The sequence below is a fragment of the Amniculibacterium sp. G2-70 genome (assembly GCF_014353055.1).
In the GTDB taxonomy this organism is placed as follows: Bacteria; Bacteroidota; Bacteroidia; order Flavobacteriales; family Weeksellaceae; genus Amniculibacterium; species Amniculibacterium aquaticum.
This window is the reverse complement of record NZ_CP060698.1, coordinates 1,252,071-1,276,741: the sequence shown is the minus strand read 5'-3', so window position 1 is coordinate 1,276,741 and position 24,671 is coordinate 1,252,071. Positions and strand designations below refer to the sequence as shown.

The following is a 24,671-nucleotide window of genomic DNA, read 5'->3' as shown; positions in this document are numbered from 1 at the left end:
GTTCGTTTTTCAATAGTTTTTAAAGATTGCCGTTATGGAAAATGCTCTTGCTTCTTTAATAAAGACGAAGTTGTCGTTTATTTTTTTAAATTAGCCTGCATAAACTTTGGGCGATGAAAAAAACAATCTTTCGTATCATTTTAAGTTCCGGATTGCTTCTGGGATTATGGGCGTGTACCAAAAAAGAAAAAACAGCACAAAAATCCAAAGAATTGGCACAAATTGCAGATCGGTATTATGAAGATTATCTAAAACTTCATCCGTTGGAAGCGACTTCTCAAGGGGATTTGCGCTACAACGACATCTTGCCCATTGATATTGGCGATGAATTTTTGGGGCAAGAAAAATCGCTTTATACCCAAGTGGCTGCTCAATTAAAAAAAATAAATTACTCCGCACTTTCCGATGAGGATAAGGTGGTGTACGATGTGCTGAAATACGAAGTAAGCGATCATTTACAAGCATTGGACTATCCCTTTCAGCTGCTTCCCTTTACGCAATTTCAAGGATTGCCGTTGGATTTTCCGCTTTTGGGATCTGGAGAGGGAGGTCAGCCTTTTGAAACGATAAAAAATTACGAAGATTGGCTGAAACGAATGGAGCAATTTCCAAGATGGATGGATCAGGCCGAAATCAACTTTCAAAAAGGAATGGATAGCGGACTGGTTTTGCCAAAAGTTTTGGTGCAAAAAATGATCACCCAGATGAAAGCTGAAGAATTGACCTCTACTTCCGTGGATAAAAACATTTTCTTTGGGCCGATTAGGAAATTTCCCGCAGACTTCAACCAAGAACAAAGAGAAGATCTAAGCCTAAGGTATCAGAAGGTTATTCTGTCGGCGATCGTTCCTTCCTACAAAAAAATGGGCGATTTCTTGGAGAAAAATTACCTGCCCAATGCAAGAAAAACCGACGGGATGAATGCCGTACCAAACGGAGATGGGATGTACAAACATTTGGTAAAATCTTGGACCACGACCGATAAAACGCCGGAAGATATTTTTCAAATTGGGAAAATACAAGTGGAAGTCATCCGTGCCGAAATGCTAAAGGTGAAAGATGAGGTTGGTTTTCAGGGTTCTTTGGCAGACTTTATCCAAAGTTTTACCAAAGATGCTAAAGCGATGCCTTATCAAACGAAACAAGAAATTTTGGACGACTTTCAGAAAATATTATCGACCATCAGTCCGCATTTAAAAACATATTTTAATGTAACACCCACAACTCCTTTCGAAATTCGAGCTACCGAGAAATTTAGAGAAACCACAGCCAGTGCCGAGTATGTACAAGGAACTCCTGACGGAAAGAGACCGGGTGTTTTTTATGTTCCGCTTCCTGATCCTAAAAAATTTAATGTCACCACAGGTATGGAATCTTTATTTTTGCACGAAGCCATTCCTGGACATCACTATCAAATTTCTTTGCAACAAGAGAATAAAAGTTTACCAAAATTCATGCGCTTCGGTTGGATAGGTGCTTACGGCGAAGGATGGGCGCATTATTGTGAAACATTAGGCCCTGAATTGGGTCTGTACAAAAATCCATATCAAAAAATGGGCTACCTGAACGATCAGATGTTGCGTGCTGTTCGTCTGGTGATCGATACGGGAATCCATACCGGTATGATGCCCAGAGAAGTAGCCATAGCCTATTATCTGAACAACATCGCCGACTCCGAAGCCAATGCCACAGCAGCTGTAGAACGGTATATGGCGGTGCCTGGACAAGCATTGGCCTATAAAATTGGAGCTTTAAAAATTCTTGAACTTAGGGAAAAGTACAGCAAAGATTTGGGAGCAAAATTTAACATTGCAAAATTTCACGACGAAGTGCTCAGTCAAGGCTGCCTTCCGTTGGATGTCTTGGATAGAAAAATGGCTGTTTGGGCTAAAAAACAATAAAAATGACGAAGGTAATTGTATCGGTTTTTAACAATTTATTGACCGACCAACGAGTAGAAAAAATTTGTAAAACCTTATACGACAACGGCTATCAAGTAGAATTGATTGGTTCTTCTTGGGACGGATTGCCCGAATTGAAAAGGCCGTATCCTTTTACGAGAATTTCATTAAAATCAAAATCGTTGAAGTTTGCTTATGTAGAATACAATCTAAAACTGTATAAGCTGTTAAGGTCAAAAGCTAAAGAAAATTGCATTCTGGTGGCGAACGACCTAGAAACCATCTATCCCAATCTGTTGATTTCCAAAAAGAAAAAGCTTCCGTTGATCTATGACAGTCACGAGATTTTCACAGAGATGCCTTCTTTACAAGGGAAATGGACCAAGAGAATTTGGCAACTTTTAGAAGAATATTGCATTCCGAATCTAAAATACATGATGACTGCAAATGCCAGTTATGCCGATTGGTATGCAAAAAAATACCACATCAAAATGCCATTGGTCATCCGAAATTTGCCAATGAAAATGAGTCTGAATCCTGAAGTGCACAATTCTGAAAACAATCCTAAAATTATTTTATACCAAGGTGCCATCAATCCGTCTCGTGGATTGGATAAAGTGATCCCCGCCATGAAGTGGATTGATAATGCCGTGCTTTGGATCGTAGGTGGCGGTCCGAAATATACCGAGTATGTGGAGCTGACCAAGAAACTCAATCTTCTGGATAAGGTGAAATTTTTAGGAAAAAAGCACCCAACTGAATTAAGAGCAATCACTCCCAAAGCCAATGTAGGCTTGAGTATTGAAGAAAACGGTGGTCTTAGTTACTACTACTCTTTGCCCAATAAAATTTCAGATTACATACAGGTTGGTGTTCCGGTAGTCTGTTCTGATTTTCCGGAAATGAAAAAAATAATCAGCCAATATAAAGTAGGCGAAACGATTAAAAACCACAGCGAGCAAGAATTGGCCGAGAAAATTAGCTTGGTTCTGAAGCGTGGTAAATCGGTTTATCAAAACGAACTCAACAGGGCTGCCCAAGATCTTTGTTGGGAAAACGAAACGCCGAAATTGCTACAACTTTATGAAAAGGTGGTTCAAGAAAATTTTTAATTTCATTTTAATTCTTGTTTAAATCAACCCTTCATAATGTGCATTCACTTGTCTTAAATGCCTTATCTTTGTCCTTTAGATAAGATTCAAGATGACCATACAAGAAAAGCAGAGAGAAATAGTAGAAGAATTTGATTTTTTGGACGATTGGGAACAAAAATACGAATACATCATCGACCTTGGCAAGTCCTTGGTTGGGATGCCGGAAGATAAAAAGAAAGATGAAAACCTGATCAAAGGCTGTCAGTCCAAAGTTTGGATCGATCCAGAATTTAGAGACGGAAAACTCTTTTTCAATGCAGACTCCGACGGGATACTTCCTAAAGGGATTGTTGCTCTTTTGGTGTCCATCTATTCGGGACATACCACTCAGGAAATTATGGATTCGGATTTTAAGTTTATTGAAGAAATCGGACTGCAAGAATTTCTTTCTCCAACTCGAGCCAATGGACTTATGGCGATGACCAAGCAAATAAAATTCTATGCCGTAGCCTATCAATTAAAAGCATGATCAGGATTTTAGCATACCGTTTTTCTGCCTTTGGAGATGTTGCCATGACGGCACCCGTAATCCGTGAGTTTCTGGAACAAAACCCAGAAGTAGAAATCGTGATGGTATCCAGAAAAAATTTCGAGGATTTGTTTTTTGACATTCCAAGATTTTCATTTCACGGTACAGACTTAGATCAATACAAAGGATATTTTGGGTTGATGAAATTGGCAAAAGAGCTTCATCAAAAGTACAAACCTCATTTTGTGGCGGACTTGCACGATGTTATTCGATCCAAAATGCTCTCAAAATTTTTAGCGAGAAAAGGTAATAAAGTATTCAAAATCAATAAAGGCAAAGACGAAAAAAAACAGTTGACCAACATTTGGAATTTGGACAAAATCCAACTGAAGCTCACCGTAGAACGATACGCCGATGTTTTCCGAAAGATGGGTTTTGAGGTCAATCTTTCACATCAATTCAGAAGTTTAGAAATTCATAAATCCGGAATTGGTTTTGCTCCATTTGCCCAACACAAAGGCAAAATGCTACCTCTTGAAAAATCTTTTGAATTGGCAAAAATCCTAGCACAAGATCATGAAATTTATTTTTTTGGAGGTGGAAAATCAGAAGTAGAACTCTTGAGTCAATGGGAGAGTCAAATTCCGAATGCGACATCTTTGGCAGGTAAACTCAGTCTAAAACAAGAGTTGCAAAAAATCGCAAAATTAGAACTGATGATTTCCATGGATTCGGCCAACATGCATTTGGCAAGTTTGGTCGGTACACGATGCATTTCCATTTGGGGAGCCACCCATCCCTATGCGGGTTTCCTGGGCTATGGACAATCCTTAGACGATGTGGTGCAGGTCAAAGATCTGTCTTGTCGACCGTGTTCGGTTTTTGGCGACAAAGAATGTTTCCGAGGCGATTGGGCTTGTCTTAATGAATTGAACATTGATAAAATAGTAGAAAAAATGAATCCTCAATAAAGGATTAACACCATCAATCGCTCTCTTTTTAAAATTCTATTCATTCTGCTTCAAGCATTCGATTAAGTTTTTCATATCTTTGTTTTATGACAAAGCCTAGCGACAAACGACTTTACCTAATCGATGCTTATGCCATGATTTTTCGTGGGTATTATGCGCTCATCAGAAACCCAAGACTGACCAGCAAAGGATTGGATACATCAGCCATTTTTGGATTTACCAACTCGCTTATTGAACTGATAAAACGAGAAAAACCCACCCATTTGGCAGTGGTTTTTGATGTGGGAAAAGCTTCTGTACGAACTGAAGATTTCGCCGATTACAAAGCCAACCGTAGTGAGACTCCAGAGGCCATAAAAATTGCAGTTCCCTATATTCATACCATTTTAGAAGCCATGCATATCCCAATTTTGGGAGTGGAAGGCTACGAAGCCGATGATGTTATTGGGACCATTGCAGGCAAGGCAGAAAAGGAAGGCTATGAAGTTTTTATGGTAACTCCGGATAAAGATTTTGCACAGTTGGTTACCCATAATATTAAAATTTACAAACCGGCATCCAAAGGGGGCGACATCGAAATCTTGGGTGTGGACGAAGTGAAAGCCAAATACGAAATTGAAGATCCAAAACAAGTGATCGATTTCCTCGCCATGATGGGCGATGCGGTGGACAATATCCCAGGATTGGAAGGGGTCGGAGAGAAAACGGCTATGAAATTTCTAAAAGAATACGGAAGCATTGAGACTCTTTTGGCCAACACCAATCAACTGAAAGGAAAGTTAAAGGAAAAGGTAGAAGCATCTGCGGAAAGAGGAATTTTGTCTAAAAAATTAGCCACAATTATTTGCGATGTTCCCATCGATTTTCACCAAGAACAATACGATCTGGATCAGCCGGACTTTGAAAAAGTTAGAGAAGTCTTTGACGAATTAGAATTCAGAAGACTATTTGAAAATCTATACCGAGCTTTTTCTGTTGAAGGTGATAAGTCGGTAAATGCTGAAACTGAAACTGAAAAGACGACTGCTAAATCATCACCTAAAGCCAATGAATTTGTAGGCGATTTATTCGCAAATTTTGAAGAATTGGATGCACAAACCTCAACCAAAACTTCACTTAAAGACGGTCGTGCTTTGTATCAATACATCAATACTGAAAAAGCACAAAAAATAGTGGTACAAAATATTCTCACCCAAAAAGCGGTAGCCCTTCATTTTCTCGTTTCAGAACAGGATGAAGAGGATCTTTTGGGCATGAGCTTTTCTTACAAAAAAAATCTATCCTATTTTATTCCTTTTTCCAGCATAGCTGAGGATCGAGACGCGACTATCGAACTTTTTAGACCTATTTTTGAAAAAGAAGACCTACTGAAAGTGGGGCACAATCTGAAAGGCGTTTTTAAAATACTTTTAAATCTAGGGATTGAACTGAAGGGAAATCTTTTCGACACCATGATTGCTCATTATTTGCTCAATCCTGACGGAAGACACGGGCTGGATTATCTTTCGGAAATTTATTTGAATTATCAATTGCAAACCATCGAGCAAGTCCTTGGTAAAAAAGGGAAAAACCAAAGGTCTTTCCAAGAGATAGAAATGACCGACACCACCAATTTTACAGCAGAAAATGCGGATGTGGTGTACCAATTGTTCGAAATTTTTGCTCCTCAATTAAAAAAAGAAAATCTGGAAAATCTTTTCTACGATATCGAAATGCCACTGATGAAGGTGCTTTCCAAAATGGAAACGGCAGGAATATCTTTGGACACCGACTGGCTCAATAAAGAAAGTCAGGATTTGGAAAATGATTTGCGAAATCTCGAACAAAAAATATTCGACTTGTCTGAGGAAGAATTCAACATGAACTCTCCGAAACAATTGGGCGATATTTTGTTTGAAAAACTAAAACTGGATGCCAAAGCCAAAAAAACAAAGACCGGACAGTATGCTACTTCCGAAGATGTTTTACAAAAATTAGTCTCCAAACACGAGATTGTTCCGCTTATTCTGGAATATAGAACTTATCAAAAACTGAAATCGACCTATGTAGATGCTTTGCCTACGCAGATTTCGCCAAAAGATCACAGGGTACACACCTCGTTTTCCCAAACTACGGCAGCAACCGGAAGATTGGCTTCACTAAATCCGAATTTGCAAAATATTCCGATCCGTACAAAAAGAGGTCAGCAAATTCGTGGTGCTTTTGTGGCAAAGGAAGGTTGCCAACTGATCTCCGCTGATTATTCGCAAATAGAACTTAGGATTATTGCTGAAATTTCCAAGGAAGATCAATTGATTTCTGCGTTTCAAAATGGCGAAGACATCCATGCTTCTACCGCGGCTAAATTGTTTGGTATTCCATTGGAAGAAGTGAGTAGAGACCAACGATCTCAAGCCAAATCTGTTAATTTCGGAATCATTTACGGACAAGGAGCTTTTGGATTGGCAGAACAAACCGGACTTTCCAGAACTGAGGCCAAACAAATGATCGATGCTTATTTTGAAACCTATCCCAAGCTGAAATCCTACATGTCCAGTCAAGTTGAGAAAGCCAGAACCAATGGCTTTGTCGAAACAATTTTGGGAAGAAGAAGGCATCTGAAAGACATCAATTCCAATAATTTTGTGGTAAAAGGCCATGCAGAAAGAAATGCGGTGAACGCCCCGATACAAGGTTCTGCAGCGGACATCATAAAAATTGCAATGATAAATATCGACCAAAAACTTACAGAGAAAAAGTTAAAAACGAAAATGCTCTTACAGGTTCATGATGAACTTATATTTGAATCTCCCAACGACGAATTGGATCTTGTTATCCCTATTATAAAAAAAGAAATGGAATCGGCCATTGAGACCCAAGTCCCTCTTGTTGTAGAAGTTGGAATGGGAAAAAATTGGCTGGAAGCACACTAAAAAAATATCAATTAATTATTAATTTAAAACATATTTCAAATGAAAGGAAGTTTAATTTTAGCAGGTGCGGTTGCCCTGAGCATGGTGTCTTGCGGAACTACAAAAAATTATAAAATTTTAAGCAAAAGCAAAACGGATACCCAAGGTACGGTAAATTTTATACAAAAAGGAAAGACGGTAACCATGGACATCAATGCATACAAGCTAACGCCGGGGATCCATGCCATCCATATTCATGAGAAAGGAGATTGCTCGTCACCGGATGCGATGTCTGCAGGTGGACATTGGAATCCTAAAAGCCACAATCACGGGAAATGGAATCATGGTGAACACCACATGGGGGATATCGGAAATTTGGTTGCAGACAAAGAAGGGACTGCAAGGTTGATTTTCAAAACGGACAAATGGTGCATTGGCTGTAAGGACGAAACCAAAAATATTATTGGAAAATCGATTATTATCCACGCAAAAGAAGATGATTTTCATACACAGCCAACAGGAAATGCCGGTGGCAGAGTGGGATGTGTAGAGATCAAGTAATACAATAAAAAATGAGGTCATTGCGACCTCATTTTTTTATACTCTTCCTTTTAGATAGTCTTGCCGAAGCGTTTCTTCAAGTTTTTCGATTGCGTATCTAAGGCAAGTTCTAGGCATTTTATGATACTCTCGATTCAAGAAGTTGAGCAGTGTGGTTTCATCTTTTTTGCCCATTTCTCTTAGCATCCAACCGTTGGCTTTGTGCATTAAATCGTGTGGATGGTTGAGGTTGTTCAAAACCAATTCTTGGGTGAGTTCAAAAGAATTTTGCTTCACAAAATACAGAGTTCCTACCACAGCAATTCGTTTTTCCCATAGTTGGTCGGAGTTGGATAATGTTCTGAGTATTTTATCTTGTTTGTTTTCAAAACAATAGTTGCCCAAAATTTTATAACAGCTTTGGTCGACCAAATCCCAATTGTTGATGTATCGTGTATTCTTGAGATAGAAATCGACAATTTCTTTTTTTATATTTAAATCTTTACTTTTTTCAAATTTCTTGACCAAAATAAGCAAGCCTACCAAACGCATTTCGTGGTATTTGGATTCTAAAAGTTCTTGAACATCTTCTAAAGTTGTTTTGCCCCAAAATGCGTTTACGACAGTCCTGGACTCTGGGACTTTCACACCCAAGAAAACATCGCCTTCGCCGTATTCGCCTTTTCCAGTTTTGAAAAATCGGGATAGGATCTCGACATTTTCCTTGATGGCAAGATCGTTCAATGCTTCTAAAATTTCTTGGCTATTCGTCATTATCTATCGTCTTCGTCATCAAAATATTCAAACAAGAAATCGTTGTACGGAAATCTAGAAATGTGGATTTTATGCACTTCGTCGTAGATCATCTTTTTCATTTCAGCAAAATTTTCTTTGGTAATTGCTGAGATAAAAACCGTTGGGTATTTGGATTTTCCCATCCAAGTTTTTTTCCACTCGTCCAAAGAAATGTTTTTTCTGGTGGCAGGAGTTAGGTCGTCTTCGTCTTTTTTCTCGTACGCAAAAGCGTCTATTTTGTTGAAAACCATGATCATGGGTTTTTGATGTGCTTCGATTTCCATCAGAATTTGATTAACAGAATCGATATGGTCTTCAAAACTTTCGTGAGAAATATCCACCACATGGATCAGTAAATCGGCCTCTCTTACTTCATCCAAAGTCGATTTAAAGGATTCCACCAATTGTGTAGGTAATTTTCGGATAAACCCCACCGTGTCGGTCAATAGGAAAGGGAGGTTGCCGATGACTACTTTTCGTACCGTGGTATCCAAAGTTGCAAACAGTTTGTTTTCTGCAAAAACATCGGATTTGGAAAGGGTATTCATCAGGGTGGATTTTCCTACATTGGTATAACCCACCAATGCCGCACGAACGACTTTCCCGCGGTTGTTTCTTTGGGTAGCCATTTGTTTGTCGATGGTTTTTAATTTTTCTTTCAGTAAGGTAATTCGGTCACGGATAATTCTTCTGTCCGTTTCAATTTCTGTTTCTCCGGGGCCTCTCATTCCGATACCTCCTTTTTGTCTTTCCAAGTGGGTCCACATTCGGGTAAGTCGCGGTAGTAGGTATTGGTATTGTGCGAGTTCAACTTGTGTTCTTGCATAAGAAGTTTGTGCTCTTTGAGCGAAAATGTCCAAAATAAGATTGGTTCTGTCCAAGATTTTCACTTCCATATCCCTTTCTAGATTTTTAAGCTGAGAGGGAGAAAGTTCGTCATCAAAAATGACCGTTCCGATTTCGTTTTCTTTCACAAAATTTTTTATCTCTTCTGCTTTTCCTTTTCCAACAAAGGTTTTGGAGTCGGGCATGGTCAGTTTTTGGGTAAATCTTTTTTCTACAGTTGCACCAGCTGTGTAGGCTAAGAACTCCAATTCGTCCATGTATTCATGGAGTTTTTCCTCGTCTTGCAATTGGGTAATAACACCGACTAAAACGGCTTTTTCGTATAGATGTTCCTTTTTTTCTAACATATAAATTTATCGGAAACTTCATCGTTTCTGCGGCACAAAGTTATTGAAAAAAGATGGATTGCCTAAGTGGAATTGTTGCAATCGTTGCAGTTTTGTCGGGTGTTTCTTAAATTGAAAAAATTAAGCCTCATCAAACATTCCAAAATTCCCTATCCAAGCTTCTGTATTGTATGGCTTCTGAAATATGGGTCGAATTTATGTTGTCGTGATTGTCCAAATCGGCGATGGTTCGGGCCACTTTTAAGATCCTATCGTAGGCTCTGGCAGAAAGATTTAATTTTTCCATGGCTGTTTTTATAAGGCTTTGCGAAACTTCATCCAAGGCGCAATATTTTTCGATTTCTTTAGGTCCCATTTGTGCATTATAATGGATTTCGGATTCGTTGTACCGTTCTGTTTGTCGGTCTCTTGCAGCGAGAACTCGTTTTCTTATTTCGTGGCTGTTTTCACCTTTTCTCTTTTCGGTGAGTTGTTCAAATTCTACTTTTTGCACTTCTATGTGGATGTCAATTCTGTCCAATAATGGGCCAGAAAGTTTGTTCATGTACCTTTGCATTTCCATTACTGAAGAAGTGTTGTTGGGATCGTCCGGGAAATAACCGGAAGGCGAAGGATTCATGCTTGCGACCAACATAAAACTTGCCGGATAATTCACCGTAAATTTGGCTCTGGAAATGGTAACCACACGGTCTTCCAAAGGTTGTCTCATCACTTCCAAAACCTGTCTTTTAAATTCGGGCATTTCATCTAAAAATAAAACTCCATTGTGGGCCAAGGAAATCTCTCCCGGTTGGGGATAGCTGCCACCACCGACCAAAGCGACATCTGAGATGGTGTGGTGAGGGCTGCGAAAAGGTCTTGTCGTCATCAGTGAGGTTTCTGTACCCATTTTTCCAGCAACCGAATGTATTTTGGTGGTCTCCAAAGCTTCTTTCAAAGTAAGTGGCGGTAATATGCCCGGAACTCTTTTTGCAAGCATGGTTTTGCCACTTCCTGGTGGACCGATAATTATAATGTTGTGACCTCCAGCTGCAGCTACCTCCATGGCTCTTTTTGCCATTTCCTGACCTTTTACTTCAGAGAAATCAAAGAGAAAATCGTTTATTTTATCTTGAAATTCTTTTCGGGTGTCAATTTCTGTTCTTTCCAACGGCTTTCCTTCATTAAAAAAATCAATGACTTCTTTGATGTTTTCAACGCCATAGACTTCCAAGTTATTAACAATAGCCGCCTCTCTGGTGTTTTGTTTGGGCAGGATAATTCCTTTGAAGCCTTCTTCTCTTGCTTTGATGGCGATGGGTAAGATACCTTTTAACGGTTGCAAACCTCCATCCAAGGAAAGTTCGCCCATGATGATGTAATCGCCGATGTTTTCGGCAGTTATTTGTTCAGAAGCGGTTAAGATCCCCAAGGCAATGCTTAGGTCGTATGCCGAGCCTTCTTTTCTAAGATCTGCCGGCGCCATGTTGATGGTGATTTTTTTACCCGGGATTTTGTAACCCACATTTTTCAAAGCTGCAGAAATTCTGTAGCTGCTTTCTTTGATGGCATTGTCCGGCAATCCAACAAGATGGTATCCCACACCTCCTGTGTCCACATTTACTTCAATGGTGATGGTTTGTGCCGAAACACCATGGATTGCGCTTCCGAATATTTTTACCAACATAACCGTGTTTTTAAAGTAAATTTAATAAAAATTTGATGAAATACGGAGCAATCCATTTAGAGCCTATTTAAAATTTTACCGAAATAACAATTCGGCTGTTTCTAATCTTTCTTATCTGCCTTTTTGTATGGATATAAAATTTAAAACAGGCTCTTAAAAGAAATAGCATAAGATGTCAATCAAATGCTTTTATGTTGTTATTTGTTTTGGTTTAGGATACTACCGCTTTCTTCTTTGATGTTTTCTGTGTTCAGAATGTTTTGTTCTACTTTGGCAAGTTTATTTTTGGTAGGAATTTTATAATTAATAGAAATTCCAAAATTTCTACTGTCACGCCTATCGTTTAGGTAAATTGGAGTGTTGGTATTCATCGTTTTTACGCTCATTCTACTGCTGTTGAAAATATCATTTGCAAATAAACTAATGGACAATCGGTCGTTATCAAATTTTTTACTGATGTTTAGATCCACACTGTTCATAAATGGCTTTTCGGCTCGGAAAAAGTAATAATTTCCTTTTGTTGAATAACTGAAGGTTGGCGAAACTTTGATGTCGTAAGGCAAGATAAATTGTCCACTGATGTTAAAAAACCAAAGTCCCTTTTTGTCCAAAACCTCCTTGATGTCTTGAAATTGATAGCCGGAATAGAAGTATAGAAAATTGATTTTGTCCGGATTAAAGTTAAATTTCATAATCTCTGAAAGTGGCTTTGTGAAAATCATTAAAGGTAGTGGCAGTCCCACATTGAAGCTGTGTTGCGTAAGCTTGTCAATATTCACATTGGTTTGTTTCATCGTATATGCATCGCGTTCTACATGCATCATGACCTGATCGTTTACAATGCTATAATCATAACTTATAAATGCGTAGTCGAAGGCCGAAAGTTTCGCTTGGAAATTGTTGTAGATCGTTGGTTGGATGTTCGGGTTTCCACCGATGTTTACATTCGGGTTTTGGAAGGTGTTGTTGTTAGGATTTAATTGTGAGGTGGAAGGTAACGAGATTTTTCGGTTATAATTAACATTGAAATAAAGCGAAGGTGCAATGTCGTACTGAATGCTCGCATTTGGGAAAAGTTCAAACCTCTTGAATGCTTTTAGATCTGACCACGATTGATTGTTTAAGTTTAACGATTTTCCAGAAATGTCATAATTTTCGGCTCGAACACCTGTAATAAAGCTGAATTTTTTCAATTTGGCATTCAGTTCAGCATAGGTAGAGGCGGTTTGCCTTTGGTAATCTAAATTTTTTATATCCAAGTAATCCGTTGTGAAATCTGTTTTTTCATACAAACCACCGAAACTTATTTTACCTTCATCCAAAATATTGATAGGCTGAGAATAATCTACCTTGAAGTTGTAATATTTTTGGTTGGATGAGTTTTTCATGTCTAAATAATTAGGATTTCCTGGGTAATTTATAAGCTCTGTAACTCCGTTTTGGTTAAATTGGGAATTGAGATTGGAGAAATTAAATTTCAGGTCTAATTTTTTATTCTTATCATCGAATTTCTTTTGATAGGTCGCCGTAAATTCGTTTCTGTCGGTTTTGGTTTTTGACTTGCTGAGGTTGGTGTACTTCTCCGGAAGAAAAACATTGGATCCCGCAGGGTTTTCGATTAGAAATGTACCGTCCGAGTTGCTGTAAGCATCGCTATTAGAGTTGTTGTAATCGTAATTGAGTAGCAAGCGATCGGGACCAATGTCGAAAGTAGTGGCTGCTTTTACAAAATAACTGCGAGCATATTTGTCGGAAAATGCAGTGGAAAGTCCATCCATTTTATTTTCGTTAAACGACTCGTTATAATTTTGTCCTGCACTCAATTGCCAACCAAAGAATTTATTTTTTGAATTGAGGACGATACTGTTGTTAAATTTATTTCTGAACTTATCGTAGTTGGAAAATCGATATCCTCCAGAATAGGTGGCTGTCAAATAGCTTTTGGACTTTTTGGATGTGATGATGTTTAGGATGGCACCTCCAGAAGTTGCCGGAAATTCGGCTCCGGGTTGAGTGATCACTTCTATTCTTTCAATGGCGCTAGCAGGCATGCCTTCCAAAAAAGCGGTTAGCTCATTGCTGTTTATGTTCAGAGGTCTTCCGTCCATATAGACTTCCAATAATTTCCCTTGGTACATCATTCCGGCAATGTCGGTAACTACCATTCCTGGGAGTTTTTTGATGCCTTCTAAAGACGACCCACTGTTTAGGACAGGTTGTTCGGAAAAATCAAAAATGGTTCTGTCGGCTTTTTGTTCAACGGCTTTTTTTGTTTTGGTAATGGTAACACCTTCGATATTTTTTTCTTTAGTTAGGGGTTTTTGATCTGTATTTTGTGCAAAAGAAATTTGAAAACTCAGCAGTGCAATAGCGAATACCTTTTTTTTGTTCATTTTTGTTGTATATGATTAATTAGACGAACAAAGAGTTGTATTGTTACAAAAAAAACGCTCCAAATTGGAGCGTTTCTTTATGTTGAAAATAAGAGATATTAATTCTCTTGCTTCTTAATCAAGTTCAGTGCAGATCCTGCTTTGAACCAATCAATTTGTTGTTCGTTGTAAGTGTGGTTAGCCATTATAACATCTTTAGATCCGTCGGCATGAACAAATTCTAAAGTCAATGCTTTACCAGGAGCAAATTGATCAAGGTCTAAGAAATTAACAGAGTCATCTTCTTGGATTTTGTCGTAATCTGCTTTGTCAGCAAAAGTAAGACCTAGCATCCCTTGTTTTTTAAGGTTGGTTTCGTGGATTCTTGCAAAAGATTTTACCAAAACCGCTTTCACACCAAGGTGTCTTGGCTCCATAGCAGCGTGTTCTCTAGAAGATCCTTCACCGTAGTTTTCGTCACCCACAACAATAGAAGGTACGCCAGCAGCTTTGTACGCTCTTGCAGAAGCAGGAACTTCCATGTACTCACCATTCAAAAGGTTTTTCACTTTGTTGGTTTCCATGTTGTAAGCGTTAACCGCACCAATTAACATGTTGTTTGAGATGTTGTCCAGGTGACCTCTAAATCTCAACCATGGACCTGCCATAGAGATGTGGTCGGTGGTACATTTTCCGAAGGCTTTGATCAAAACTTTAGCATCAGAAATATTTTTTCCGTCCCAAGCCGGGAATTCTTCTAGCAACTGAAGTCTTTCAGAAGTTGGGTTTACATTTACCACTACTGCAGAACCGTCTACAGATGGCGCTTGGTAACCGTTATCCGCAACATCAAATCCTTTAGAAGGAAGTTCGGCACCTTTAGGTTCAGCCAATTTCACTTGCTCACCAGCTTCGTTGGTCAAAGTATCGGTAATTGGGTTAAAGTCCAAACGACCAGAAATTGCCACTGCTGCTACCATCTCTGGAGAAGCTACGAAAGCGTGAGTATTCGGGTTACCATCAGCTCTTTTTGCAAAGTTTCTGTTGAAAGAGTGTATGATGGAGTTTTTCTCGCCTTTGTCAGCACCTTCTCTGTCCCATTGTCCGATACATGGACCACAAGCGTTGGTGAAGATTCTAGCGTTTTCGAATTTTCTGAAAGAATTTAAGAAACCGTCTCTTTCAGCGGTATATTTTACTTGCTCAGAACCAGGATTGATCCCAAGGATTGCTTTAGGTTTTACACCTTTAGCTACAGCATCTTCTACAATAGAAGCAGCTCTAGAAAGGTCTTCGTAAGAAGAGTTGGTACAAGAACCGATCAAAGCCCACTCCACCTCTAGAGGCCAACCGTTAGCTTCGGCTTTCGCACGGAATTCAGCAACTGGAGTCGCCAAGTCCGGAGTGAAAGGTCCGTTAAGGTGAGGTGTCAATTCAGAAAGGTTGATTTCAATAACTTGGTCGAAATAGTTTTCAGGATTTGCATACACTTCAGCGTCTCCAGTCAAGTGTTCTGCAATTTTATCAGCAGCATCTACCACTTCTTGTCTTCCTGTTGCAGCAAGATATCTTCTGATAGAATCGTCGTACCCGAAAGTAGAAGTTGTAGCACCAATTTCTGCACCCATGTTACAGATGGTACCTTTACCTGTTGCAGAAAGAGACTGAGCACCTTCGCCGAAATATTCAACGATGCAACCCGTACCTCCTTTTACAGTAAGGATACCGGCTACTTTTAGGATGACATCTTTAGCAGAAGTCCACCCGTTCATTTTACCGGTCAATTTAATCCCGATTAATTTAGGCATTTTTAGTTCCCACGCCATGCCGGCCATTACATCTACCGCATCGGCACCTCCAACACCAATGGCTACCATACCCAATCCACCGGCATTAACGGTGTGAGAGTCGGTACCAATCATCATACCTCCAGGGAATGCATAGTTTTCTAAAACCACTTGGTGGATGATCCCAGCGCCCGGTTTCCAGAAACCAATACCGTATTTGTCACAAACAGAACTCAAGAAATTGAAAACTTCAGAGTTTTTGTTGATTCCTTCTTGTAAGTCAGATTCTGCTCCTACTCTCGCTTGGATCAAGTGATCCGCATGTGCTGTAGAAGGAACTGCAACTTTTTGTTTTCCGGCTTGCATAAATTGCAAAAGTGCCATCTGTGCGGTTGCATCTTGCATGGCAACTCTATCCGGAGCGAAGTCTACATAAGAGTTTCCTCTTTCGTAAGCCTGTGTAGCATTACCTTCCCAAAGGTGAGCATAAAGAATTTTTTCTGCTAATGTAAGAGGTTTTCCAACGATTTGTCTTGCAGCAGCAATTCTCTCTGGATAACGCTCGTACACTTTTTTAATCATATCAAGGTCAAAAACCATATCTATAAAAGTTTTAAATTATCGATGAATTAAGTTCTATTTTTTTAGAATTTTCAAATTTACGAATTTTTATACTTTTTCATGATGAAAATCATTTAGAATGAATATAAATAAATTCTATCTTTTTATTTTGATGTAATGCTCAGAAAACAGTAGCTTTGCCAACAGAAATTTAAGGGGTGCTGTAACAAGCTGAGATTATACCCAATGAACCTGGAACAGGTAATGCTGTTTAGGGACGCCTCGCCAACTTAGTGTACAATAGGTTGGAGCATGAGGTTTGTATAACTTATCGCGAACCCCTTTTATTCCAATAAATTTAATTATAAAATTTAAAAGAATGAAAGGATTTATTTTTTTAGGACTGTGTATGGGTCCATTTTACTTTGCGCAAAACTCGGTGCAAGATTCTCTAAAAACTCAAAATATCGGTGAGGTAAGGCTCCTGAAAAAGCTTCCTGTGACCAAGGAAATTATCCAGGTTAAGAAAGATTTGGGCAATAAAAATTTGGGACAAGATTTGCCCATTTTATTAAAAAATCAAACTTCTATCGAAACGACTTCGGACGCTGGAAATGGTGTCGGATATACCGGGCTGAAAATTAGAGGGGTAGAAGGGAGTCGCATCAATGTTATGCTGAATGGAGTTCCGTTTAACGATAGCGAGTCTCAAGGAACTTTTTTTGTGAACATCCCAGATGTCGCCTCTTCAGCATCCAACATCGTCATTCAGAGAGGTGTGGGCACATCGACCAACGGATCTGCAGCTTTTGGTGCGAGTGTTAATATCCTAACGGCTGATCCATCGGAAAAAGCTTTTGTAAGCACGATGAATTCTTATGGGTCATTCAATACCCAGAAACATACCTTCGAAGCGGCAACAGGAAGTCTTCTGGATGGGAAACTTTTGTTTGGAGGTCGCTATTCCATTATAAAATCCGACGGATACATCGATAGGGCATTTTCCGATTTGAATTCGTATAATTTTACTGCAGCCTACAAAAATGGAAATACCAAATTGCGATTCTTAACTTTTGGTGGAAACGAAAAAACCTATCAAGCGTGGAATGGGATTAGTAAAGAACAGTACGAAAGCAATCCTAGATACAACTCAGCTGGAGAGATCTACGATGCCGATGGAAATATTTTAGGCTTCTATAAAAATGAAACCGACAACTACAAGCAGCAACATTATCATTTTCTTTGGCAACAAAAGTTGAACTCGGTCTGGGACTTGTCCACAACCCTGCATTACACCAAAGGTCAAGGCTTTTATGATAATTACAAATCCAATCAGAAATTTTCAAAGTACGGACTGCCAAATTTAGTCGTGAACGGAACTACAATCTCCAGAGGCGATTTAATAAGACAGAAATGGATGGACAATAAATTCTACGGAATGGTGTCTGAATTGAGTGGTAAACTGAACAACTGGGATCTTAATTTTGGCGTGGTTGCCAACCAATACAAAGGGGATCATTACGGAGAAATCACCAGCGGCTCTTATTTGCAGCAATTGATCCTTCCTTTTGAATATTATAGAAATGAAGGGGTGAAAAATGAAATTTCTGCTTATGCAAAAGCATTGTACAAATGGGATAGATACGAGTTTTTTGGAGATCTACAAGTCAGAAGCATCCAATATCAATCGACGGTACAAAAAGCCAATCCGGATGAAAATCCAGTTTTTGATAAAAAATATTCCTTCTTCAATCCAAAAGTGGGCGTCAATTATCATCTGGACTCAGGAGTCGTTTATCTTTCTTATGCCAACGCCCATCGTGAGCCGGGAAGAAGTGATTTGAAAGAAAATACAGACATCAAACCGGAGCAATTGCACGATTTTGAGTTGGGTTATCATTATAATTTGGGCAATCTTAATATGAGCGCCAACTTGTACTATATGTTGTACAAAGATCAGCTGGTGGTTACGGGTGAGCTGAATGAGGTAGGAGCTGCCCTGCATAAAAATGTAGGCGAAAGTTACAGACGAGGTTTAGAGGTCGCAGTAGGCTATCGTTTTTCAGATCAAATTAATGTTAAAACCAACCTGAATTTTAGCCAGAATAAAAATGTGGATTATAAAATAGAAACCGCAAATGGAACTGAGAATTTAGGAAAAACCGACTTGGCACTTTCTCCTAATTTTATCGGAAACCTTACCTTAAGCTATTTGCCTATTAAAAATTTAGAACTCTCTTGGGTCAATAAAGCTGTGGGAAAACAATACATCAACAATTCGCAATCCGAGGAATATAAATTAAATTCATACTACCTCTCGGATTTTATCGGAACTTACAAAACCAAATGGAAAAATACGGAATGGGGATTTCATCTATTGATCAACAATATATTTAATACCAAATACACCAATTACGGAGCCGACTATGGTGTGCCGTATTATTATGCACAAGCCGGGGCCAATTACATGTTGGGAATTAGTCTGAAATTCAATTAACATCAATTTTTATCACAATCGGAAAGTCATGGATTTTCCGATTTTTTTTAATTTAATATTGAAAAACACGGCACATCGCTTGTAATTTTTGTTAAAATCATATTCAAATCGGTTGAAATCAAAGAAAATCAATGGTTTTCGTTTCAATAAAAATATCTAAATTTGCACCCAAATGAATATTTCAGCAGATATTTTAGCTTTTTTGAAGCTCTTTGGTAAGGCTTCAGTTCCGGGTTTTGGTCAATTTACCATTGAAAAAACCGGAGCTCAATTCAACGACCAAACCAAAACTCTTCTTCCACCGTCACAACTCATTATTTTTAATAAAAATGAAAATCAAAATGACGAAGGATTAATACAGTTTTTAGCCAAAAGAAATCAAGTAACACCCGATCGTATAGAAAAATTATTGAAAGATCAGGTGGACTCTTGGAATTCGACTCTATACTCTGGACAACCTTTGTTGATCGATGGTTTGGGCGATTTTGACCAACAGGATTTTAAATTCTCAGGCTATAGAATTGAATCTGAAAACTCGGATTTCTTTGGTTTAGAAGAAATTAATATTACCGATGTACAAAAGCCCAGTAAGTACAAAACGCCAAAAGGCAACATCCCAAAAGACACGAACAAGACTGTATCTGTTTTATTATGGATATTTTTATTGGTGATACCTGTTTTGGGATTGCTTTATTTTGGATATACTCAGCAAGAACTTATTTTTGGAAAAAAATCCTTTGATGATTTGGCTGTGAAAAACTCGACGCACAGGATAGACACAAAGGAAAAAATAGATACTCTAAAGGTTGAACCTAAAAAAGACAGCCTACAGAAAGACTCATTAACAAGTCCAATACCGACCACAACAACTAAAAAACCGTCACAAAATGGAAAGTAAAACCGCTTCCGAGTCATTGACCATCATGACCAATATTGTCCTTCCCAACGAAACCAATTCTCTAAGAAATCTTTTTGGTGGAGAACTTTTGGCAAAAATGGATCGCTGCGCTGCAATTTCTGCATCCAGACATAGCGAAACCCGCGTAGTTACGGCATCGGTAAACCATGTGTCGTTCAAGCATCCCATTCCGGAAGGAGGCGTAGTGGTTTTGGAGTCCAAAGTTTCCAGAGCATTTTCTACTTCTATGGAAATATATGTTGATGTTTGGTTGGACGATCCCATCCTGAAAAAGAAAGTACACACCAACGAAGGTATTTATACTTTTGTTGCGGTGGATGAAAACAATGTTCCTGTTAAAATACCGGAAATGGTACCTGTAACCGTTTTGGAGAAAGACAGGCATTTGGCAGCACTTCGCAGAAAGGAACTGTCATTGATCCTTTCCGGAAGGATGAAAGCAGAAGATTCTGTAGAGCTGAAAAAATTATTTTCTGAAAAATAGTCTCCCCAATCATGCGAATTTTACAATTGGATAAAAACCATCCGTTAATTGCACAACAGTTGATGGATAAAGGCTTTGTTGTGGATGAAGATCATCGATCGACTTACGATGAAGTACTTAGGAAAATTAAAAACTACCAAGGAATCGTTATTCGAAGTCGTATTCCGTTGGATGAAAATTTTTTGAGAAATTCCAGTCATCTGAAGTTTATTGCAAGAGTGGGCGCTGGAATGGAAAATATCGCCGTGGATGTTGCTGAAGAATTAGGCATCTCGCTCATCAATTCGCCAGAAGGTAATCGTGATTCTGTAGCCGAGCATGTTTTGGGAATGCTGTTGATGTTAATGAACCGATTCAACATCGCCACTTCTGAAGTAAAGCAAGGCATCTGGAAAAGAGAAGAAAACCGAGGCGACGAATTGATGGGGAAAACCGTTGGCATCATCGGTTATGGAAATATGGGAAAAGCCACGGCAAAACGGTTTTCGGGTTTTGGATGCCGTGTTATTTTCTATGATATTTTAGAGAACATCGGAGACAATTATGCCCAACAAGTTTCTTTAGAAGAGCTGAAAAGCCAAGCCGAAATCATTAGTTTGCACATTCCTATAACCAAAGAAACCCACTATTTAATCGATGAGAAATTTATTGATGAAATGAAAAATAATTTCTATTTGGTCAATACTGCCCGAGGCAAAAATGTGAAAACCAATGCCGTAGTCTCTGCCTTGAAGTCTGGAAAGATAAAAGGAGTTTGTCTGGATGTTTTAGAGTTTGAAAAAGCTTCTTTCGAAAGTTTGGATCACCAAAACGAAGACCTGAATTTCTTATTGCAATCCGACCAAGCCATCATTACCCCACACATCGGAGGATGGACGGTACAGAGCAAAGAAAAACTGGCCCAATTTATTGTCGATAAAATCGTTAAAGAATTCGCTTAGGAAATTACGCCACTTCCCAAGAGCTCGTCGTCCAGGTACCATGCTGCGAACTGCCCTTCGGCAATGGCTGATTGTGGATGTTCGAATTCCATGTACAAGGCATTTTCAAACTGGAAAATTTTAGCTTTTTCTAGTGCTTGTCGGTATCGGATTCTTGCCATGATCTCCATGGACTGTCCCGGCAAAAGTTTTAGATCTTCTCTTACCCAGTGCACTTCGTTGTTGTTTATTTTTAACGCTTTTCTGAACAATCCAGGGAATGTGTTGCCTTCGCCTACAAAAATAATGTTGTTGGTCATGTCTCTGGAGATTACATAGCAACTTTCTTTATGCCCACCAATGCCTAGTCCTTTGCTTTGGCCAATGGTATAATATTGGGCTCCTTGGTGTTTGCCAATAACTTTGCCATCCTTTTTCTCATAATGGATTTTGGCAGAAAGAAATTCCAACTCATCTTTTTTTGAAGAGAACATTGGGGTTTCGGTCTGGAAACCTTGGTAATCGCGGAAGATCTCCACCAACTCTCCTTCTTTGGGCTGAAGTTGTTGCTTCAAAAATTCCGGCAAAGAAACTTTTCCAATGAAACACAATCCTTGAGAGTCTTTTTTATCGGCCGTGACCAATCCAATTTCTTTGGCAATTTCTCTAACTTCGGGTTTTGTTAGTTCGCCAATCGGAAACAAAGCCTTGGAAAGTTGTTCTTGGTTCAGCTGACAAAGGAAGTAGCTTTGGTCTTTGTTGTTGTCTTTTCCGGCCAGAAGTTGGTAAATTTCATTTCCGTTTTTGTCGGTTGTCGTTCCCAATCGGGCATAGTGTCCGGTTGCTACTTTTTCGGCACCTAAGGAAAGTGCGGTTTGAAGAAATACATCAAACTTTACTTCGCGGTTGCACAAGACATCGGGGTTGGGAGTGCGTCCTTTTTCGTATTCGGAAAACATGTAATCTACAATTCTTTCTTTGTACAGATCGCTCATGTCGATCACTTGAAACGGAATATTCAGTTTCTGTGCAACCATCAAAGCATCGTTGCTGTCTTCTATCCATGGGCATTCGTCTTCTAAAGTCACCGATGCATCGTTCCAATTGCGCATAAAAAGTCCGATCACTTCATGACCTTGTTGTTGCAAAAGATATGCAGTAACACTAGAATCTACACCACCAGAAAGTCCAACTACGATTTTCATTGAATAAAAGAATTATATTTTGAGTTAAATAGAAGTTGCAAATTTACAATTTTAAGGACGAATAATCGATTTATTCGTTAAATGATGTAATTTTGAAATATGTATAAAATTCAAATTATGAAAAAAATAATTTCAACCCTTACCTTGGGGATTTCGGTATTTGCTTTTTCTCAAATCGGATTGGGCGGTACCCAAACGCAAAACAATTGGACTTTTGGTGGGTATGCCGGGCTTGGTACCGGCTCTGGTGGGACATCGATCTATGTTACTCCAAAAGTTGGATATAAAGTTTCTGAAAATTTCGAATTGGGAGCTGCCGGTAATTTTACTTGGAACAACAACAGCTATTTCAATTCTACCATGATTGGTGTTGGTCCTTATGCAAATTATTATTTTGCACGAACAGCATATATTTCCGGGATGTTTCAGGAGTATTTCATCAATTATAGAAACCGATACAACAATCTGAATACGAAAAACAATGAATCGGTTTTGTATCTAGGTGGCGGTTATATGCAAAGGTTGGGAGATCGTGCTTATATGCAAATTGGTGCGATGTACAATGTGTTGTACGACAAAAACAAATCCGTCTTCGGGAGCGGTTTTGTACCACAAGTTGGGGTGGTGTTTGGTTTATAATAACAAAATCCTCTCATATTTTTGGATGAGAGGATTTTCTATTTTTTTCAATGGATTAGTAAAGGATTCCCAATTCAAATTTTGCTTCCTCACTCATCATGTCTTTGTTCCACATGGGTTCGAAGGTTAGGTCCAAATCTACATCGATTACACCTTCAACCGTTTTCACTTTGTCTTTCACCTCTTGCGGCATGGACTCGGCAACAGGACAGTTGGGGGTTGTAAGGGTCATGATGATTTTTGCAAGTCCATCTTCGGATACCTGAACATCATAAATCAGTCCCAATTCATAAATGTCCACCGGAATTTCTGGGTCATAAACCGTTTTTAGGGTTTTTACAATATCTTCACCAATGGCTGTAATTTGTTCGTCTGTGTATTTCATAAATAGAGTCACCATTTTTCCATTTTAAAAGCTAAACTTAACTTTTTAATGGATTTTTCTGAAAAATTTTACTTGTTTTCATCTTCAGATCGTTCCAACAAGTCCTCTTGTCGCATCCGTCTAAAAATATTGCACAAAGTTAAGACATCTTTCTCACAATATAGAATTATTCTAAATAAATCTTTTTCTATATGATAGATTGATGAAACCATTGAACCGTCGATGTCGTCTTTTGGTGTCGGGATTCCGAAGACATGAGCAAGAAGTTCTAAGGAGACAAAACTTTTGTAATCTCCGAATTTCCACAATTCCATGGTGTCGAGATGTGGAATTTCCCAAGGTTTTTTTCCGAATAATTGAAAGGGAAGTGGAGGCATCATACCGTTGATTAAAAACCGACGGGCGATCCACGGAAAGTCGAACTCTTTGCCGTTGTGGGCGCAAAGGATAATGTCACGCATTTTGGGTTTGTTAAACATTTGTCCAAAATCTTCTAGTAATTTTTTTTCATCATCCCCGGCAAAACTTTTAATTCTTAGTTTGCCACCATGATCCATCATTCCTACAGAAATGCATATTATTTTTCCGAATTCGGCCATAATTCCGCCCCGTTCAATATAAAAATCTTCTGCACCAACTTCCTCTTTTCTTTGAAATCGGGTTTTCTTTTCCCAAAGATATTGCTCGGTTTCAGAGACTTCGTCCCAGTTCCCAAACTGAGAGACGGTTTCTATGTCCAAAAATAATATTTTCTCGAAAGGGATGTTTTGAAGCATGATCTAAAGGTTTTATGGTTGTGCTATTGAGTTGATGAGAAGGTCTATTTCTAATTTTTGCTCGGCATATTTTTGTTGTAAATCGCTCTCTTCTCCCATTCTTTTGTAATAGTCTAAGGCTCTTTTCCCAAACCATACTTTGTGAAAATTGGACATGTCCGGAATGTTAGGATATCTTTTGTGGAAAAGCATTTCGTAATGCGCCTGAAACTCTCTTTCATTTTTGTCCTCTACATAAGGAGCTATGGTTTTTTGATGGATGTGAACCATTTCATGGGCAATCAAGTTAATCACCAAATTGAAGTCAAAATCAAATAAATTCTTAGGAATCATGATGACTTGAGGCGCTCCAACTTCGCCATCCGTAGTGAGAACGATAAGTTCATTGTTTTCATCTTTTCTAAAATCAAAACGCCCCCAATTGTCATTGGCCAAGCCAAAACTGCTGACGATAAAATACGCCGCATCCAGGACTTGCTGATGTTCGAGGTATGTGTTGAGGTGCAATTTGACTTGAGAAAGATCCATGATAAATGATGTTTACGA

20 protein-coding genes are annotated in these 24,671 nt (G+C 38.8%); 11 read left to right on the top strand and 9 right to left on the bottom strand.

The genetic code is table 11. The annotated features are described in order from the left end of the window. Window positions 1-113: 113 nt before the first annotated feature. From H9Q20_RS05815 to H9Q20_RS05790, 6 genes are all read left to right on the top strand, one after another. On the top strand, window positions 114-1,901 hold the full coding sequence (locus H9Q20_RS05815) for a DUF885 domain-containing protein (protein WP_187478510.1): 1,788 nt from the start codon (window positions 114-116) through the stop codon (window positions 1,899-1,901). A 2-nt stretch (window positions 1,902-1,903) separates the two neighbouring features. After that, window positions 1,904-3,013: a glycosyltransferase gene (locus tag H9Q20_RS05810; protein WP_187478509.1), complete on the top strand. Its 1,110-nt coding sequence runs from the start codon at window positions 1,904-1,906 to the stop codon at window positions 3,011-3,013. Between the two features lie 91 nt (window positions 3,014-3,104). Continuing rightward, the gene (locus tag H9Q20_RS05805) at window positions 3,105-3,524 is read left to right on the top strand and encodes a SufE family protein (protein WP_124642605.1); all 420 of its coding nucleotides are present in this window, start codon (window positions 3,105-3,107) and stop codon (window positions 3,522-3,524) included. Next, window positions 3,524-4,495: a glycosyltransferase family 9 protein gene (locus H9Q20_RS05800; protein WP_124642658.1), complete on the top strand. Its 972-nt coding sequence runs from the start codon at window positions 3,524-3,526 to the stop codon at window positions 4,493-4,495. The genes H9Q20_RS05805 and H9Q20_RS05800 overlap by 1 nt, the downstream gene beginning before the upstream one ends. A gap of 86 nt (window positions 4,496-4,581) precedes the next feature. Continuing rightward, window positions 4,582-7,407 (top strand): DNA polymerase I, encoded by a 2,826-nt coding sequence (polA, locus tag H9Q20_RS05795; RefSeq protein WP_187478508.1) that lies wholly within the window; start codon window positions 4,582-4,584, stop codon window positions 7,405-7,407. Between the two features lie 39 nt (window positions 7,408-7,446). Beyond that, a complete protein-coding gene (locus H9Q20_RS05790) occupies window positions 7,447-7,947 on the top strand; it encodes a superoxide dismutase family protein (protein WP_187478507.1) in 501 nt (166 codons plus the stop codon). A 36-nt stretch (window positions 7,948-7,983) separates the two neighbouring features. On the opposite strand, the gene H9Q20_RS05785 is transcribed toward H9Q20_RS05790, so the two are convergent. From H9Q20_RS05785 to H9Q20_RS05765, 5 genes are all read right to left on the bottom strand, one after another. Further along, window positions 7,984-8,700, bottom strand: coding sequence for a DNA alkylation repair protein (locus H9Q20_RS05785; protein ID WP_124642611.1), 717 nt, complete (start codon window positions 8,698-8,700; stop codon window positions 7,984-7,986). Further along, complete coding sequence (hflX, locus tag H9Q20_RS05780) at window positions 8,700-9,914, bottom strand: GTPase HflX (RefSeq protein ID WP_187478506.1); 1,215 nt, start codon at window positions 9,912-9,914, stop codon at window positions 8,700-8,702. Before hflX ends, H9Q20_RS05785 begins: the two co-directional genes overlap by 1 nt. 130 nt (window positions 9,915-10,044) lie before the next feature. Next, window positions 10,045-11,580: a YifB family Mg chelatase-like AAA ATPase gene (locus H9Q20_RS05775; RefSeq protein WP_187478505.1), complete on the bottom strand. Its 1,536-nt coding sequence runs from the start codon at window positions 11,578-11,580 to the stop codon at window positions 10,045-10,047. A gap of 197 nt (window positions 11,581-11,777) precedes the next feature. Next, window positions 11,778-13,973 carry a TonB-dependent receptor domain-containing protein gene (locus H9Q20_RS05770; protein ID WP_187478504.1) on the bottom strand — a complete coding sequence of 732 codons (2,196 nt, stop codon included), beginning with the start codon at window positions 13,971-13,973 and terminating at the stop codon, window positions 11,778-11,780. Between the two features lie 98 nt (window positions 13,974-14,071). Next, window positions 14,072-16,339, bottom strand: coding sequence for an aconitate hydratase (locus H9Q20_RS05765; RefSeq protein ID WP_187478503.1), 2,268 nt, complete (start codon window positions 16,337-16,339; stop codon window positions 14,072-14,074). 340 nt (window positions 16,340-16,679) lie between these two features. Between H9Q20_RS05765 and H9Q20_RS05760 the strand changes: the two genes are divergently transcribed. From H9Q20_RS05760 to H9Q20_RS05745, 4 genes are all read left to right on the top strand, one after another. Beyond that, on the top strand, window positions 16,680-18,797 hold the full coding sequence (locus H9Q20_RS05760) for a TonB-dependent receptor (protein WP_187478502.1): 2,118 nt from the start codon (window positions 16,680-16,682) through the stop codon (window positions 18,795-18,797). Between the two features lie 172 nt (window positions 18,798-18,969). Beyond that, window positions 18,970-19,695, top strand: coding sequence for a hypothetical protein (locus H9Q20_RS05755; protein ID WP_187478501.1), 726 nt, complete (start codon window positions 18,970-18,972; stop codon window positions 19,693-19,695). Then, window positions 19,685-20,200, top strand: coding sequence for an acyl-CoA thioesterase (locus tag H9Q20_RS05750; protein ID WP_187478500.1), 516 nt, complete (start codon window positions 19,685-19,687; stop codon window positions 20,198-20,200). Before H9Q20_RS05755 ends, H9Q20_RS05750 begins: the two co-directional genes overlap by 11 nt. An 11-nt stretch (window positions 20,201-20,211) precedes the next feature. Next, window positions 20,212-21,141, top strand: coding sequence for a 2-hydroxyacid dehydrogenase (locus tag H9Q20_RS05745; RefSeq protein ID WP_187478499.1), 930 nt, complete (start codon window positions 20,212-20,214; stop codon window positions 21,139-21,141). On the opposite strand, the gene mnmA is transcribed toward H9Q20_RS05745, so the two are convergent. After that, window positions 21,138-22,325, bottom strand: coding sequence for a tRNA 2-thiouridine(34) synthase MnmA (mnmA, locus tag H9Q20_RS05740; RefSeq protein ID WP_124642628.1), 1,188 nt, complete (start codon window positions 22,323-22,325; stop codon window positions 21,138-21,140). The genes H9Q20_RS05745 and mnmA overlap by 4 nt on opposite strands. Before the next feature lie 117 nt (window positions 22,326-22,442). Here mnmA and H9Q20_RS05735 point away from each other — a divergent pair, with 117 nt between their 5' ends. Continuing rightward, on the top strand, window positions 22,443-22,964 hold the full coding sequence (locus H9Q20_RS05735; RefSeq protein WP_187478498.1) for a hypothetical protein: 522 nt from the start codon (window positions 22,443-22,445) through the stop codon (window positions 22,962-22,964). 55 nt (window positions 22,965-23,019) lie between these two features. On the opposite strand, the gene H9Q20_RS05730 is transcribed toward H9Q20_RS05735, so the two are convergent. From H9Q20_RS05730 to H9Q20_RS05720, 3 genes are all read right to left on the bottom strand, one after another. Further along, window positions 23,020-23,349 carry an iron-sulfur cluster assembly protein gene (locus tag H9Q20_RS05730; protein ID WP_124642632.1) on the bottom strand — a complete coding sequence of 110 codons (330 nt, stop codon included), beginning with the start codon at window positions 23,347-23,349 and terminating at the stop codon, window positions 23,020-23,022. A 68-nt stretch (window positions 23,350-23,417) separates the two neighbouring features. Continuing rightward, a complete protein-coding gene (locus tag H9Q20_RS05725) occupies window positions 23,418-24,125 on the bottom strand; it encodes a 3'-5' exonuclease (RefSeq protein ID WP_187478497.1) in 708 nt (235 codons plus the stop codon). A gap of 12 nt (window positions 24,126-24,137) precedes the next feature. Beyond that, on the bottom strand, window positions 24,138-24,653 hold the full coding sequence (locus H9Q20_RS05720) for a hypothetical protein (RefSeq protein ID WP_187478496.1): 516 nt from the start codon (window positions 24,651-24,653) through the stop codon (window positions 24,138-24,140). Window positions 24,654-24,671 lie beyond the last annotated feature (18 nt).